Below are 16,394 nucleotides of genomic sequence, written 5' to 3' on the forward strand. Positions count from 1 at the left end.
GGAGACTATACCGTGGCTCATCTACAGCCCCGGCACAGACAGAGCAATGATGAACACGCGGAGGCCTGATGAAACGCATTGCCTATTACGGTGGCTCTTTTAATCCCGTACACATGGGCCATATCAGAACAGCCCAGCAGGCAGTAAAAGAGCTGGAGCTGGACATGCTCTACTTCATGCCCAATGCCGTACCGCCGCATAAAAGCGCCCTTTATCTTGACTACCAGATAAGAGTACAGCTCCTTGAGCTGGCCCTTGCCGATGTCAGGGCCGATGTCAGGGCCGCAGCCTCAGCCGCCCCGTCCTCCCAGTACGGCACACCCATCTCATCTCCAGCCATTGATGACAGCGACGCCGACAGTACCGCCGACAGCGCCGTCGGTGGCGCCGCTGCAGGCAATAAAGCTGATGAGGACGCCGGCACAGCCTCCCGCATGGACATCTCGCTTGTTGAGCATGATCCCACCATGAAGCACTTTACCCATGGCACTCTGACACGCCTCAAAGAGCTTCATCACGATGCAGACCTTATCTTTATTCTGGGCATGGACTCGCTGCTCAAGCTTGATACCTGGAAAAACTGGGACCGCCTTATCGACCTTGCGTCCATTGCCGTGCTGACCCGCCCAGGCTACAGCCTTAATGACCTGCCCCCGGCAGTGCGCGAGCATATCAATACAGTTAACGCCCGCCATGCACAGCACCGTCTGCCTGACAGTCAGCCTGACAGCCATGCTCCCGACCCGGGCCATGGCACAGCCCCAGGCACTGCCACTTGCACTGGGACAGCCACTGCCAGTGCCAATGGCATGGGCATGGGCAAGGGCAAGGGCATGGGCATGGGCATGGGCATGGACCATGGTCAGTCAGCTCACAGCTGCAATGGCGCTGCGGGCAACAGCTTTATCTTCATGAACAATGCCGACTTTGATATCAGCTCCACTGAGCTCAGAGCTCTGCTGAACACTCCTGAGCTGGATCTGAGCCCTGAGCAGCAAGAACAGCTGTCCAGATATCTCAGTCCCTCCGAACTTAATGCCATCAGGAAGCTGGGCCTTTTTGCCCCTGCTGCCCCATAAATATCAGTCCAGCCTGGCACACCTCCCGGCACAGCTACCGGCACAGCGCCTCCTGTGGCCTGTGCTATCATTACGGCACTGTCTGCCCGCCAGACCGGCTGTTGCAGCACAGGCGCAAGCGCCCTGCCGCGCAGTAAAGCCGCCAGCCGCTGGCCACAGACTGCGGCCGCGCGGCCTTGCGGCTTTGCGTTATGGCTGCAGGCCGGCCTCAGGTGAGGGCGGCCTGCCCGTGAAATTGTCTAATTTAGGTTTTTGCTATGGAAGCACATGAGTTTGATCAGAAACTGCCCGCCCTTATTCTTGAGTATGCCGCTTTTACCGAGGGACTTAAGAGCTCGGTAACGGCCGCCCGTATTGGCGCTACCAGCCTTAAGAATGCCAGCGGCAAACCTGCACCTAAGTGGCCTTATGATCAGGTTTACATGTGCATCAATGGCGTCTTTTACATGAACTACAGGCTCAAATATCCACAGCTTGAGCCTTATATGGAACACGCAACTGAAGAATATTACGAGGCTGAGCAGCTGTGTGCCGTTCTTGCCTGGGAAAAGCTGCGCAGTATTTACCATGTGGAGAAAACCCAGTGGGATGAAAGTCAGCTTGATGTGCCGGCAACAGCTTTTGCCCATATGCCTCAGTGGGCCATGTGTATCAACATCACCAATCAGGACATGATCTGGGATGATAAAAAGCCTTATGGCATTATCTTCCATCGCAGCTTTGGCATCATGACTCCGGAAAACAGCGATGCAGCTGACTCCGCCGTTGACGGTGAGCCTGCCGGTGCCCCTAACAATCTGAGCTCAGTAATAATTCTTGAGGACGGCACCTTTGTGCAGGGACCTTTTGTGGACCTGACCTTCAAAGGCACGGTAAACGAATTCCTCGAGCAGTTTACAAAGGGCATTATTATCGAGTGTAGTGATGCTGAATCATGCAGTGACAAGGACAAGGCCACAGTTATTGAGAGCCTTCAGTCCTACGATAAAATGGCCCGCCGTGCCCTGTGCATATATCTGCACCTGCTCAACAATATGGGCAGTCTCGTTGATGCTTCAGGCAAGTCCGTAAAGGCACCGGGCAATCCTCAGCCAACCAAAACCAAAAAGGGCATGCGTCTGTTTGGCGCTGACCACACTTTCTGCGCCTGGGTCAAATAAGCCAGGCCGCATAACACCACTCCCTCCAGGCGCGCCCCAGTCTGACCATAACGACCCCAGTGCGGCCCGCCCAGTCCACAATGCAGCCATTTGAGCTGCACCTTACGGCCCTGAAGCATCAGCCCCTGGCTGCACTTTACGGGCCTTTGTTTTTCTTCGACCAGGCGGTTTCCCATGTCCAAGCGCTCCGCATCCTCAGGAAAATCAACCGGCAGGTCATCCCGGGCCTCTGCAGCTCCAGCCACAGCCCCAGACGCTGACACCAGCATCAGCGCGGCATCTGCAGTCATCGGCACCGCCGGCTCTGGCGCAGATGCAGCAAGCTCGCGAGCCGCTGCGGACACTGGCAGAGGCACTGGCTGTGCGGCTCACACTCAGGACAGCCATGACAAAGAGCCCTTTGAGCCCGGTCTATTTGCCGGGCTTGAGGGTGACTTTGGCCGTGATGAACCTGAAGAAGAGCAACCATCTCAAAGCCGGTCCGGCAAAGGACAGAGATCTCAGTCAGACAGGGGTGCCAAAGGCAAACGCGCCACCAGAGGCAAGAGCCGCTCTGGATCTGGCAGCTCAAAAGATCAGAGCATAACTGACGCTGAGGCAGATGATTCAGGCTCTCTAGCCGTCGATGCGGCAACCGGTGAAAGCGCCTCAGGCAGTAGCAAAGGCGCATCCGGCAACAAGGCCTGTGACGCTGGCAGCAAGGGCGGGAAAAAGAGCAGCCGTGCCGGATCGGGCAAGGGTAAGAAAAAAGATAAAGATCCACTGCCTCAGTCTGATCTCTATGACAGTCTGCCTGAGAGCATGAAGCGCATGGCTCAGGGCATCAAGCCTGAAGAGCCGCCACCACCGCCTGAGGAGGATATTAAGCGCTGGGTAGCTCAGGCCACCCGTGCTGAGGCTCCTGATCCTTTTGAGGCCGTAATGGGCTCCGATCCGATCAGCAGGGCCAGCAATCCCATAGGAATTGGTTCATTTTTCCAGGATGATGAGGAAAATGATGCCTCCTATGTGGTGGATGAAAACTCGCGTCTGCGCTACCGACCTACAGAAAAGCAAAAGCGCCTGCTTGAGAGCATGCCTCCGGTGCTCGATGCTGAGGACCTGCGTGAGCGCCGTCATGACAGAAGCTTTAAAAGCAGTGCCGAGCTTGATCCCTCGGTAGACCTTACTGAGCTTGAGCTGCTGCGCAAGCGCAGGCTGTGGGAGCGTTTTTACCGACGCCTTGAAGAAAAGCTGCGCGATGAAGATGAGCAGCGCCGTCAGGGTACCCATGCCGAACTGCAGGTAGAGCGCATGAACTCTACCTCAAGTGATTACTTTGGTCCCAATCTGCTGGCCACCGAGGGCCGTGGTTCCCAGTCATTTTTTGCCGAATCTGATATCAGGGCGGTAAATGACAGCAATTATGTGGACGAAAGTAATTCGCGTATCCATATTCCCAACACCATGGATCCGCCGCGCCCGCTTTTTATCACCACTCATCTGGAGCGCCCGGCCAAACCAAATCTGCGCTCACTGCTTGAGAGCACCTACGATGACCTGGCTCCGCTAAAGCAACCGGCAGCCCCGCCAGCTTCTGCCGCCGCAGCAGCTGACGCTGCCGCCACAGCCAGGGAAGCCGCTGCAGCCGCAGCTGCGTCCCGTGTGCCTGCTGCTCAGGCGGAGGCGACTGATGCTGCAGCCGGTTTGACTGCAAAATCGGCAACTGATGGCGTTGTGCCTGAGGGTGTGGTCAGAATGCATCCTGCTGCCCGTCGGGCAGCGAGCAGTCCTGCTGGCGTAAGGCGCAGTGAGCTTGATGAGATGGTACGTCGCGGCACGGCAGCCGTACAGGCTGACAGCCCGGCTGGCTGCAGCCACAGCGCCGCTGGCGGCGCTGCTGGCGGTGGCAACGTACGCGAGGTGCACCTGGGCATTGAGGCTGCGGGCCGTTCGCACTCAGGTGAAGAGGCTCAGGGCAAACATGCTGCCTGTGAGAGCCTGATGAAAGCTGTCAGTCAAAGCCGCCGTCATTACAGCCTGCATGTCTCAGGCCGGCGCACAGGATCACCTGCTGCCGGTCTTATGACCATGCAGCAGCAAATCTGTTTTGTTGTTGATCTCACGGGTATGCCCTGCATGCCGCTTAACCGTGATGAGGCTGACTTTCTGATTGCCGCCGGTGAGGCCGATGCTGTAGAGGATGACGTTATCAGACTGCGCATGCGCCGTGATGACGCCCTGCCTAATGAAAGTTATGTTCACGATCTGACATCTGCTGCACTGGATATTCCGCCACCTGGCTCCATACGACTGCTGGTAGAGCTTGGTGACTGTGCTCTGTTGCGTGTAGTTAATGGGCAGGAGCTTATCCATCAGGAAAAATGGCTGCTGCCACCGCTGCTTGATGATATCTGCCATGGCCGCCTGACTGAGGTCGATGAGGACAGTGAAGACAGCTCCCGCCCCGACCGGTCTGACGCCACCTCAGCCGATACAGAGAAGACGGGCTCACAGGAGGCTTGCTGCCATGAGACGTCTTGTCAGGAGCTGGCCACTGAGGAACTGTCAGGGCCGTGTACTGGAAACATGAGCGCATTAGCTGGAGCACCTGGCACCTTCTTCGGTATCGACTGGGAGCACAGCGGTGTTCAGGACTACCTGCAGCTGCGTGCTCAGTCTGTAAAAGCTGAAGTGGCGGCGTCTGATGACGCTGAGGATAAGGCATATGCCTCCGGGACTGAGGCTTGCGGAATGGCTGGCCGGGTAGCTGGCTGTGCCGCCCTTGACGGCATGAGCATGAGCTTTGGCGATGGCAGTGAGCCTGAACTTGAAGAGTCAGTGGCCGACGCAGGTAACAGTCAGGTCAGGACTGCACGGCCGCGCTGCATGATGCGCCTTGCTGACGGAAGGGAGATTGATCTCAACAGTCCTGAGTTTGAAAGGCAGCTTAACAATCTGCTGGGCGACTACTGCCGCGCTCTTGCCGGACGTGTCACCCGCCTGCGCAGCCTTATGCCGGTCTCCACTGTGGAGACTGCTGCATTAAGCTACAATTACGATCGCATTTTCACCAGCTGACCGGGCCACAACTGGCAAGGTTAAGGCCCTGATTACTGAGCCGGCCTGTATGTCTGGCTCCAGAGCCTGAGACCCATGGGCCTGACATTTAACTGGTAACGCTACACGTGTCTGACAACGGACCTGACAGAGGAAATAAGCCATGGAAAAACATGACCAGGAATTTATCACTTCCCTGATCGACTATTGCAATGACAGGCTCGAGCTCATCAGTGAGTTTGATACTCTGGCTGACAACTTTGCGGCTCTGTTTGCCTGCCATGAGCGCATGAGCGCTGCCCTGCCAGCCGTAAACAGTACCCCTGTGTCAGATGAGCGCTCAGGCAGTGATGCCGACGAGTCAGGAGCGAGGGAAGACAATGCTCCGGTATTAAATGACAAGGGTGAAGAGCTTACCGGTGCAGCTCTAGAGGCTAACCGCGTTATCAGCGCTATCCTTGACCAGTATAAGAAAAAGACCGCCGCCCGCAGTAACAACTCTGGCAAAGCCAAAGCAAAGAGCAAGGCCCGAGACGCTGATGCAGACAGCTCTGCCAAGGGCAAGGGTAATGGCAAGGTTAACGTTAATGGCAAGGGTAATGGCAAGGCCACAGGCAATGCTCATGAAGCCGGTGCAAAAGGCAGTAATGGCCACAGCAGTGGTCAGGCTGATAAGGCCCATGCTCAGGATAAGGGCAAGGCAAAGGGCTCTGCCCGTCCATTTGCTGTCAGCCTTGATGAAGTATCCCATCCTGAGAGTGTTTATGCTGATTACTATGAATTTGCCGGTATCTTTACTGAAACAAAGGATAAGGAGCAGCTCTTTGGTGAGTTTTTAAATCCTGAAAGTGAAGATCACGACACTCTCTTTGAGAACATTGGTATTTTTACCCATGTGCAGACTGCAGCTCTTAACCGTCAGGTAATTAAGGTAAATGAGGATGCCAGCCGCTACTGCGACCTCAACAACCTGCTCAATACCTGCGATGTACTGAGCTCACTGCCATGCTGGAATGTGATTCTGGACCTTTCGGCCCTTAAAGATTGCGGTCCTGTTCAGGGCATGATGTTCTCCCGCCTTACTCTGGTACGTCCTGACAAAGCAGAACAGCCATTTACCTCAGCTGCAGCCGATGAGGCCTTTTTCCTTGAAGAGCCGGCTCTGGCACTGTTAATTGACGGCACCTGGGAAAGCATAGGCATGGGTGCCCTGCTTGATAATGACCGCACAGTAAGTGACCTGGTTCGTGAGCTGGCTTCGAACATCAGCAACTGGACTTACAAAGAGGGAGATATCCCTACTCTGTATGAGCGCGAGCAGCTGCCAGAGCCAGACTGGGATGAGACTGAGCATATTATCGACCCGGCCTTAAGCAAGGACAGACTGGCCACAGCCCTGTACCACGCTTTCCGCTATCTGGTTCATGTCATTACTCATACCGAGCAGCTCAAAGATGAAAAGGGCAATACCGCTCTGCCATCAAACTACAGTGGCCCGGCCCTGCCAGCAGACAGTGAGAAATTCATCGAGGCCCTCAAGGCCCGCCTCAAGTGCGAAGAATTCAGCGTACTGACCTTCTAACCACTAACAGACCACCATCGCACTGCATGACTGCCATGCTGGCCATAATCGCGCTGTCCCACTGCCAGACTGCCCGTACGTACTACTGTCAGACAGCCCGTACACACGACTGACATGCCGCCAGTACGCACGACTGACAGGCTGCAAGCCATGATTCCAGGTATCCATGAATGATGGATGCCCGGGAAGCAGGACAGCCAGGCTCACCTGATACCAGACAGTAAGACAGCCATGTGAGGCTGATAAGCTATTTGTAGGCATGGCTTTATTACATGCCTCTGCAAAGCAGCAGCTGGTGCCGTCTCCATCATGGTAAGCAACGCAGCTAATTATCACTCAGGGGCGCAGTCTGCAGGGCATAAGACAGCCCATACAAATGGCAGCGGCAGCTCAGGTCTGATCCTGTCTTCATGCTCAGGGCCGGTTTATACCGGCCCTGCTGCATTTAAAGAGCAATAGCTCTGCAGCTGCACCATCAATTCGGCAGATGCACCTGGCTGCATTTACGGACCAGCCCCTCTCTTTCTTTGCTCCGACTCATGCTCATGAGTCATACTGCAGTTTTATAAAGCTCTATGCTGTGCTCAGTCCAGGACAACAGTGACATAATCATGTCCCCTGCTCTACTGGCTGGTCCATGACAGTTAATACAGATTCAAGGCTCTGGCCGCTGCACGTTATGGCTGCACTGACCTCATGTTGTGCCCTTGCACCATGGGGCCCTTATTCATGGCAAAAGCTCTTGCAAAATCGCCCCTTGTGGGGTATAAACTATCGATTTTGTTCACCAGTGGCTGCAAAGGCCTTTTATTGGCTGAAACTGACATAATTCAGAGGGAAAAGTACTCTGAAGATGCCTGCGGTGACATCCCGGGATGACAGTTCCCGGAGAGTTAAGATTAATTTAGGAAGTATTTTCTTTGTACAGCTCAAAAGATTACACCACTGAGCAGCTCCTTGAGCTTGCCCTTGCCTCTCTTGATTCCTCCAAGGCTCAGGACACTGTCCATATTGATGTTCATGAGCACTGCTCCATTGCCGATGTCATGGTAATCACCACCGGTACCTCCAACCGTCATGTCAGCGCCATGGCAGACCGTCTGGTTGAGTATCTGGCCAAACACGACATTCACGGCGTATCTGTCTCAGGTGAGCAGGAAGGCAAGTGGGTAATTGTTGATATCGATACCGTAATGGTACACATCCTTCAGGAAAGTGAGCGTCAGCGTTATCAGCTGGAAAACCTCTACAAGTGCATGGCCGCAGGCCTTACCGAAGACGAGGCCTGATACTGAGGCGGCAGCGGCAATGAAATTTATTCTTCTGGCTGTAGGCACCAAAATGCCAGCCTGGATTACTACCGGTTTTACCGAGTATCAGAAGCGTATGCCTCCCCACATGCAGCTGGTTCTTCAGGAGATTGAACCGGTGCGCCGTACAGGCAAGAGCACCTCGGACAAGGCCAGGGAAATCGAGGCCAAAGCCATTCTTGAAGCTCTGCCAAAGCGTGCCCATGTGGTAGCACTTGATGAACATGGCCGCCAGTACACCTCAATGGAGCTGGCCGACAAAATTCATGACTACCAGCAGCTGGGCAGCGATGTGGTTATCATCATTGGTGGTCCTGAGGGACTGACCCGTGAGGTGCTTGATCGGGCCAATGAAACCATTTCCCTGTCAAAGCTGACCCTGCCTCATCCGCTGGTACGCGTATTCATTGCAGAAACGCTCTATCGCGCCTACAGCATAGACGCTGGCTTGCCTTATCACCGTGCCTGACAGATAAGCCGCCCAGGTCCGGACCTGACTCTACGCCTGAGCACGGCCTACAGCGCCCGCGCCACAATGCACTCGCGCCACCCGGCGCTGGCAAAACCGGTCCATGGCCCCATGCTAAGCCAGCATAAGTGCGGGCACAGCGCTGGCATAACCGGTCCATGGCCCCATGCTAAGCCTGCATAAGTGCGGGCACTGCGCAGGCATAACCGGCCCATGGCCCCATGCTCAGTCTGCATAAGTGCGGGCACAGCGTCGGCAAAACCGGTCCATGGCCCCATGCTCAGTCTGCATAAGTGCGGGCACAGCGTCGGCAAAACCGGTCCATGGCCCCATGCTCAGTCTGCATAAGTGCGGGCACAGCGGCAGTTCAGGCCTTATCATCAGTCTGTCAGTCTGTTAATCATTGACATAGTCTGTAAGTCTGTTTTTCGATGAACCTGCCTGATACTTTGAACTTTCAAAGTGGCAGGCGGTCATAAAATAAATATCCTGGCCATAAGGTAAGGTCTTCGGCTTACCAGAGAACTGTTTCGTTATGGACGGCCAGGCAGTGGCTTATCCCCCATGAGGTCAATCAGGCCGGTGTGCGGGGTATTTGTTCTGTGATATTGCGGCTCATGTCAGCCAGCAGGCTGCATGATATTGCCCGGATTAGGTACAGGCCCTCTTTCCTCTTCAATCCGTCTCTGACTGACTGCCAAAGCAGCTGCAGAGCCCTTTGTGTGTATTCAGGTAGCCTTCGTGTTGTTCAAAAAGCGCAAACCAAAGAAGCGTTCGATTTTCCAGGAAAAGGTCGAGAAGGTAAAAAGACCTTCTTCCCAGTCAGGCGTAGACAAAAGTGAAGAGCAGGAAGTCCGCATTTTCAGACTGCGTGTATTCCTGGGCTGCCTGGTCGTAGCTCTGTGCTTTTTAATTCTCTTTGGCAACCTCTACTATCTTCAGGTCATGTCCCACGAGGACTATCAGACCCGCTCCAATGTAAACCGTATTCGCGTACTGCCAGTAGTCCCGCAGCGCGGCATTATCTACGATCGCAATCATGTGGTACTGGCCGAAAACCGTCCGGTATTCCATCTTATTATCTTTCCAAACAAGGAAATATCCACCCTCGATACGGTCAGAAACCTTGACCGTCTGATGAAGCTTGGCCTTACTCAGGCTGACATTGACAATATTCTGGCTCTGTCACGTACCCGCCAGCGTTTCAAGGGTGTGGAAATTGCCGACTCTCTCAGTGAAGATCAGATCTCCACTTTCTCAGTAAACCGTCACAAGTACCCTAACGTTCAGATTTCCTCTGACCTCAAGCGTTACTATCCTTTTTCCAGTACTACTACCCATGCTATTGGTTATGTTTCCCGTATCAATGCTGATGACGTGGAAAAGCTGACCGAGCAGGGCAAAATTGAAAACTACGAAGGCACCTCTGCCATCGGCAAGCTGGGTATTGAGCGCTTTTATGAGGATGAGCTTCACGGTACTACAGGATCACGCGAGGTTGAGGTTAACAGCCACGGCCAGATTCTGCGTACTCTCAAGTACAACCCTCCAGTACATGGACGCGACATCACCCTGACTCTGGACATACGTCTTCAGTACTATGCCCAGGAGCTCCTTGGTGACATGAAGGGAGCCATTGTAGCCATGGAACCGGCTACAGGCGGTATTCTGGCTTTCTACTCCAATCCATCCTACGACCCTAATCTGTTCGTACGCGGTATCCGTACCCGTGAGTATTCAGCTCTGCTCAATAACCCGGGACGACCTCTTATTAACCGTGTTACTCAGGGTGGCTACTCACCGGCCTCCACAATCAAGCCGCTGCTTGCCATCATGGGTCTGAACGAAGGTCTTATTACCCCTACCAGCTCGTTCTTTGGTGGACCATCTTTCAGTCTGCCTGGCTCTACCCATCGCTTCCGTGACTGGAGAGCATGGGGTCACGGCTGGCTGGACGTATACCGAGCCATTTCTCTTTCGGCCGATACTTTCTTCTATGACCTTGCTCACAGGGCTACCATTGATACTATTAACAAGTATCTTGATCTCTATGGCTTTGGTAAGGCCTCTGGTATCGATATTCATGAAGAGTCCCTTGGTATCAATCCATCTCAGGAGTGGAAACTCCGCCGTTATAAGCAGGGTTGGCATATAGGCGATACTATCCCTATCGGCATCGGACAGGGCTACTGGACCACTACTCTTATTCAGCTGGTCAAGGCCAATGCCATGCTGGCTAACCATGGCCGCTTTGTTACCCCGCATCTGATGAAAGATGTGGTTGACCCAAAGAGCATGAGCATCATCCATAACTTTGAAGATCCTGACACTGGCAAGAGACTTAAGGTCAAGGACAAGAGTTATTTTGATGTGGCTCGTGCAGGCATGTACCTTGTTATCAACAGCTCTGAGGGCACAGGTCGCCGTGCCTTTGCCAAGACCGAATACAAGGCCGCCGGCAAGTCCGGTACCGCTCAGATTGTGGCCATCAAGCAGGGCGAGAAGTATGACGCCAGCGCCCTGAAGACCGAGCACCGTGATAACGCACTGTTTGTAGCTTTTGCCCCTTACTACCGTCCACGTATTCTGGTGGGCATCATTCTTGAGAATGAAGGTGGCGGTTCCTCTGTAGCAGCACCGGTAGTACGCAAGATCATGGACCGCTACTTTGAGCTCTACCCATCAGGTTACATGGGCGAAAAGGTCCCACAGACCATCAAATTTGGCATGGGTGGCACAGTAGAGGTCAAGTAGTGCAGCTGTTTACAACTGAGCGCAAACTCATGCTCGAGGCCCACTGATCACGTGCAGTCGTCTGGTATCTGCTGTCAGAGCAGGTAACAATGCATGTAAACAATGCATGTAAACAATGCACGTAACCAATGCAGTACAGTTGCTAATCCTTTTTAATCTCCCCCTGACTGAGGGCAGGACAAATGGCAAAATCAGATTTTGACGCTTTTGAGAGAGCCAATGGCGGAAAGAAGCTGCCGCTGCTGGTGCGCTGGCATATTGATCTGCCACTGCTTATTGGCCTGCTTATGACCCTGGGCCTGTCTCTTTTTGTCCTGTATTCTGCCTCAGGACAGCATATTGAAATGCTGGAGCGTCAGGTGGTGCGTACCAGCATGGCTTTCCTTGCCATGGTGATTGTTGCGCAGGTACCGCCTAAATTATTGGCCAAGACAGCTCTTTATACCTACATTGTATGTCTGGGCTTTCTGCTGATGGTGGAGCTCTTTGGTGATATCTCCAAAGGCGCACAGCGCTGGCTTAATATCGGCTTTATGCGTATTCAGCCATCTGAGTTCCTAAAGCTCACCATGCCTTTGACCATTGCAGCTTTCCTCTCCCGCGAGAGCATCCCTCCACGCAAGATAAATATCATTATTGCCTTTGTTCTGGTGGCTGTTCCTACAGTGCTCATCGCCATGCAGCCTGACCTTGGTACCGGTATTCTGGTAGCAACCTCAGGTATTATTGCCATATTCCTTGCAGGCCTGAGCTTCTGGTGGATTGGTGGAGGCGTGGTACTTGGTGCTACGGCGCTGCCTATCATGTGGAATTATGTGCTTCACGACTACCAGAAACAGCGCGTACTGACACTGTTGAACCCTGAACGAGACCCTCTGGGAGCTGGCTACCACATCATCCAGTCCAAGATTGCTATTGGATCAGGAGGTATCTACGGAAAAGGCTGGCTGCAGGGCTCACAGTCCCAGCTGGACTTCCTGCCAGAGCCTCATACCGACTTTATTTTTGCTGTGCTGGCTGAGGAAACCGGACTTATAGGCTTTATTATCCTTATGTCCATTTACCTCTTTATCATTGCCCGCTGTGTCTATATCAGCTTTAACGCCAGAAGCAACTTTGACCGTATCCTTGCCGGCACCTATACCTTTACCCTGCCTTTCTATATATTCATCAATATCGGCATGGTAAGCGGCATTCTCCCTGTAGTAGGTGTACCGTTGCCAATGGTCTCATATGGCGGAACGTCCATGATTATTCTGGCGATTACATTCGGCATCATCATGTCGATTCACACGCACAAGAAAATCAGTATCTTCGCCAAAAACACCTGACCAAAAACACTTTCAAAATCTTTTATAAACAAGTTTTTCACAGGCTCACCCTCACGGGTGAGCCTTTATTTTTCTTTATCTTTATCCCTGCCCCTTAGCCTTTGCCCCTGCCACTTACAATCCCCCTGTCCTGTCCTGCCCTGCCCTGCCCTGAACCGAACTGGCATACCGTACCCTTTCGCACTGGCCCAGCACAGAGCCGCCCGGCCGTACCTTTCCTAACCTGTCCCACCAGAATCAGCCGAGCCTTGCGCCTACATTACATGCAAGGAAGTCATAGTCTTATGCAAAAACATGATCGCTCTACAAATCATTTTAAATTGGCATCAAACGAACTCATCCATATACAGTGAGCCATGATTTTGTCTATGAAACGCTCAACATGATTAGAAACACACCAATTTAAATACCATTAGAGGACACTGCAAATATCTTATTGAGCATAAAGATATATTGCATAAAAGCCATATATATCGGTATTTGCGCAAGGTCTTACGCCAAAATTGTCACATCTATATTTGATAGATTAACTGAAGAAAATCCATATGTTACAGGTAACGAAGAGCGATAAATACTCAATGCAATCATGTCCGTTAAGGATGCGAGAGTATTTAAATTGAGCAGACGTATCGACAGTTGCATGCTTAGGTCGTACGCTGCCAGGAGAGATCAAGAGGTTATCATGGCTATTTATGTCAACACAAACATATCCAGCCTCAATGGTCGTCGCTATCTGAACAATGTACAGAATCAGCTGACGACAACCTACCAACGCCTGAGTTCAGGTCTTCGAATTAATTCTGCCAAAGACGATGCTGCTGGTTTGCAGATCAGCTCACGTCTGACCACTCAGATCAACGGTTTAAATCAGGGTAACCGCAACGCAAACGACGGCATTGCTTTCGCACAGACCGCCGAAGGTGCCATGGATGAAATTACTGGCATGCTGCAGAAAGTACGTACCCTTGCAGTACAGGCCAATAACGGCACCAACACCACAGAAGATAAAAAGGCTCTTAGTGCCGAAGTAGATTCACTTCTTGAAGAAGTGCAGCGCGTAGTCCAGCAGACCACTTTTGGTGGTAAAAGCATCCTTAATGGACAGCAGAAAAACTCCCTTTATGGTATTGCAGCAAATGGCGGTGCTGCAGGCAACGATGCCAAGATCTCATTTCAAGTAGGCGCAAACAGTGGTGACACTATCGAGCTTACAATGAAGAACCTTGGTCTGTCCAAAGTGGTTGCCACTAATGATCTGAAGGTTTTTGGCATTGGAAACGCAAACGGCACTATCGATTTCAGCTTTACTAAGGCTGACTCCGCTCCAGATAAAGTTTTAGAAAAGATTGATGGCCTCATTGCGCTGTATGACGGTGAGCGCGCTACCCTTGGTGCTTTCCAAAACCGTTTAGAATCATCTATCCGCAATCAGGCCAACGTTTCTGCCAACCAGGCAGATGCCCGTAGCAGAATTCGCGACGCAGATTTCGCCGAAGAATCAGCCAACCTTTCTCAGCAGTCTATTATCCAGCAGGCCGCTACCTCCATGCTTATGCAGGCAAATACCCGCCCTATGCTCGGCCTTGCACTCTTAGGTTAAACCTAATCTAATCTACAAAACATTTTAGCCATTATCAGTTCAGTCATAAGCTATGCTAAATGACTGAGCACATAAGGAAACATAGAAGAGCTGATTAGTGCTTTTATCAGCCCTCATGCGAGAAGAAGGAAACAAACATGGCTATCTACGTTAACACCAACATAAGCTCGCTCAACGGCCGTCGCTATCTCAATAACGTACAGAACCAGCTTACAACGACCTACCAGAGACTTAGTTCAGGTCTGAGAATTAACAGCGCCAAGGACGACGCTGCCGGCCTGCAGATCAGCTCCCGTCTGACTACTCAGATTAACGGCCTCAACCAGGGTAATCGCAACGCAAACGATGGTATTGCCTTTGCTCAGACAGCTGAAGGTGCTCTTGATGAAGTAACTGGCATGCTGCAGAAAGTGCGTACCCTTGCAGTACAGGCCAATAACGGTACCAACACTGCCGACGATAAAAAGGCTCTCAGCTCAGAAATGACCGCGCTGATTAATGAAGCGCAACGTGTAGTAACCAAAACAACATATGGCGGTAAAACCATTTTAAATGGTCAGCAAGATAACAGTATTTATGAGGTCAAGACAAAGGGTGATGACGGTAGCATAGCTTTCCAGGTAGGGGCAAATAGCGGTGATACTATTTCCTTTACTATGAAGAATTTCGTTATGTCAAAATTAACTGCTGACGCAGGAAAAATTTTTGGCATTCAACAAGACGGATCAGCTAAAGTCGACCTTGCTGCTGCAGACAGCACCCCTGACAAAATTTTACAAAATATCGACGCCTATATTGCAGCAATAGATTCGGAGCGTGCAAATATGGGCGCTTTCCAAAACCGTTTAGAATCATCTATCCGCAATCAGGCCAACGTTTCTGCCAACCAGGCAGATGCCCGTAGCAGAATTCGCGACGCAGACTTCGCAGAAGAGTCCGCAAACCTTTCCCAGCAGTCCATTATCCAGCAGGCTGCAACCTCCATGTTGATGCAGGCTAATACCCGACCTATGCTTGGCCTTGCTCTGTTAGGCTAAATCCTTTACAAAATAATTTAGCCAATAAGTATCAGCCATAATCTCACATATGGCTGAGTTAACAGAAATGAACAGGACTAACTGTCAATTGCAGAAGGTCCTGCCGTGGGAATAAAGGGAAACAAAATGGCTATTTACGTAAATACCAATATAAGCTCACTCAATGGGCGTCGCTATCTTAATAACGTACAGAATCAGCTTGCTACTACCTACCAGAGACTGAGCTCTGGCCTGAGAATTAACAGTGCCAAGGACGATGCTGCAGGCCTGCAGATCAGCTCACGTCTGACAACTCAAATTAACGGTCTGAATCAGGGTAACCGTAATTCCAATGACGCAATTGCTTTTGCTCAGACAGCAGAAGGCGCAATGGACGAAATCACTGGCATGCTGCAGAAAGTACGTACCCTTGCAGTTCAGGCTAACAACGGTACCAACACTGCTGATGATAAGAAAGCTCTTAGTGCCGAGGTAGACTCACTTCTTGAAGAGGTTCAGCGCGTTGTCGGTAAGACCACTTTTGGCGGTAAAACCATTCTTAACGGTAAGCAGGATAACAGTATTTATACAGATGGTGCAGCTCACGATGATGGAAAAATAACTTTCCAGGTAGGTGCTAACAGTGGTGATACTATTCAGTTTACTCTTAAAAACCTGGCACTTTCCAAGATGGTAGATGCCAATGACAAAACTATTTTTGGCATTGGGGCAAATGGCGCTATTGCTTTCGACTTCAATGATGCAGCGATGGCTCCGGATAAGCTTTTATCTAAGATCGACGCACTGATTGGCAAGTACGACGGCGAGCGTGCAAACCTGGGCGCTTTACAAAATCGTTTAGAATCATCTATTCGCAATCAGGCTAACGTATCAGCAAACCAGGCTGACGCCCGCAGCCGTATTCGCGACCATAGCCCGGCATTTAAGGATCGCCTTCTAGACATATATTTTTTTATCGATACGTTGTATCTATGATGCAATTAAAAAAATATTGATAATACTTTTCAACTGTCAAGTATCTATCTGAAAATTG

Annotated in this window: 11 protein-coding genes; all 11 read left to right on the forward strand. The window is 51.8% G+C overall.

Annotated elements, in window-relative coordinates:
- Positions 1-68: 68 nt before the first annotated feature.
- Positions 69-1,079, forward strand: coding sequence for an adenylyltransferase/cytidyltransferase family protein (locus tag MXE41_RS10035; RefSeq protein WP_247100387.1), 1,011 nt, complete (start codon positions 69-71; stop codon positions 1,077-1,079).
- 257 nt (positions 1,080-1,336) lie between these two features.
- Positions 1,337-2,239: a hypothetical protein gene (locus tag MXE41_RS10040; protein ID WP_247100388.1), complete on the forward strand. Its 903-nt coding sequence runs from the start codon at positions 1,337-1,339 to the stop codon at positions 2,237-2,239.
- A gap of 174 nt (positions 2,240-2,413) precedes the next feature.
- A complete protein-coding gene (locus MXE41_RS10045; RefSeq protein WP_247100389.1) occupies positions 2,414-5,299 on the forward strand; it encodes a hypothetical protein in 2,886 nt (961 codons plus the stop codon).
- 142 nt (positions 5,300-5,441) lie between these two features.
- Positions 5,442-6,860, forward strand: a complete 1,419-nt coding sequence (locus MXE41_RS10050; RefSeq protein WP_247100390.1) for a hypothetical protein — start codon at positions 5,442-5,444, stop codon at positions 6,858-6,860.
- A gap of 920 nt (positions 6,861-7,780) precedes the next feature.
- A complete protein-coding gene (gene rsfS / locus MXE41_RS10055) occupies positions 7,781-8,149 on the forward strand; it encodes a ribosome silencing factor (RefSeq protein WP_246977213.1) in 369 nt (122 codons plus the stop codon).
- 19 nt (positions 8,150-8,168) lie between these two features.
- Positions 8,169-8,639 (forward strand): 23S rRNA (pseudouridine(1915)-N(3))-methyltransferase RlmH, encoded by a 471-nt coding sequence (rlmH, locus tag MXE41_RS10060; RefSeq protein ID WP_246977212.1) that lies wholly within the window; start codon positions 8,169-8,171, stop codon positions 8,637-8,639.
- Positions 8,640-9,380: 741 nt separating this feature from the next.
- A complete protein-coding gene (gene mrdA / locus MXE41_RS10065; RefSeq protein WP_247100391.1) occupies positions 9,381-11,393 on the forward strand; it encodes a penicillin-binding protein 2 in 2,013 nt (670 codons plus the stop codon).
- 182 nt (positions 11,394-11,575) lie between these two features.
- Entirely contained in the window at positions 11,576-12,724 is a 1,149-nt protein-coding gene (gene rodA / locus MXE41_RS10070; protein WP_246977210.1) for a rod shape-determining protein RodA, read from the forward strand.
- Between the two features lie 682 nt (positions 12,725-13,406).
- Entirely contained in the window at positions 13,407-14,324 is a 918-nt protein-coding gene (locus MXE41_RS10075) for a flagellin (protein WP_246977209.1), read from the forward strand.
- Between the two features lie 137 nt (positions 14,325-14,461).
- Positions 14,462-15,361 carry a flagellin gene (locus MXE41_RS10080; protein WP_247100392.1) on the forward strand — a complete coding sequence of 300 codons (900 nt, stop codon included), beginning with the start codon at positions 14,462-14,464 and terminating at the stop codon, positions 15,359-15,361.
- A 126-nt stretch (positions 15,362-15,487) separates the two neighbouring features.
- Positions 15,488-16,336, forward strand: coding sequence for a flagellin (locus MXE41_RS10085; protein ID WP_247100393.1), 849 nt, complete (start codon positions 15,488-15,490; stop codon positions 16,334-16,336).
- Positions 16,337-16,394 lie beyond the last annotated feature (58 nt).

The sequence above is a fragment of the Anaerobiospirillum sp. NML120449 genome, from assembly GCF_023051105.1.
Lineage (GTDB): Bacteria > Pseudomonadota > Gammaproteobacteria > Enterobacterales > Succinivibrionaceae > Anaerobiospirillum.

Excerpts from the sequence above, each read along its gene's own strand:
- MXE41_RS10085 (WP_247100393.1), top strand. The coding sequence starts at position 15,488 with ATGGCTATTTACGTAAATACCAATATAAGCTCACTCAATGGGCGTCGC.
- MXE41_RS10045 (WP_247100389.1), top strand. The coding sequence starts at position 2,414 with ATGTCCAAGCGCTCCGCATCCTCAGGAAAATCAACCGGCAGGTCATCC.
- MXE41_RS10050 (WP_247100390.1), top strand. The coding sequence starts at position 5,442 with ATGGAAAAACATGACCAGGAATTTATCACTTCCCTGATCGACTATTGC.
- rlmH (WP_246977212.1), top strand. The coding sequence starts at position 8,169 with ATGAAATTTATTCTTCTGGCTGTAGGCACCAAAATGCCAGCCTGGATT.
- MXE41_RS10075 (WP_246977209.1), top strand. The coding sequence starts at position 13,407 with ATGGCTATTTATGTCAACACAAACATATCCAGCCTCAATGGTCGTCGC.
- MXE41_RS10035 (WP_247100387.1), top strand. The coding sequence starts at position 69 with ATGAAACGCATTGCCTATTACGGTGGCTCTTTTAATCCCGTACACATG.
- MXE41_RS10080 (WP_247100392.1), top strand. The coding sequence starts at position 14,462 with ATGGCTATCTACGTTAACACCAACATAAGCTCGCTCAACGGCCGTCGC.
- rodA (WP_246977210.1), top strand. The coding sequence starts at position 11,576 with ATGGCAAAATCAGATTTTGACGCTTTTGAGAGAGCCAATGGCGGAAAG.
- MXE41_RS10040 (WP_247100388.1), top strand. The coding sequence starts at position 1,337 with ATGGAAGCACATGAGTTTGATCAGAAACTGCCCGCCCTTATTCTTGAG.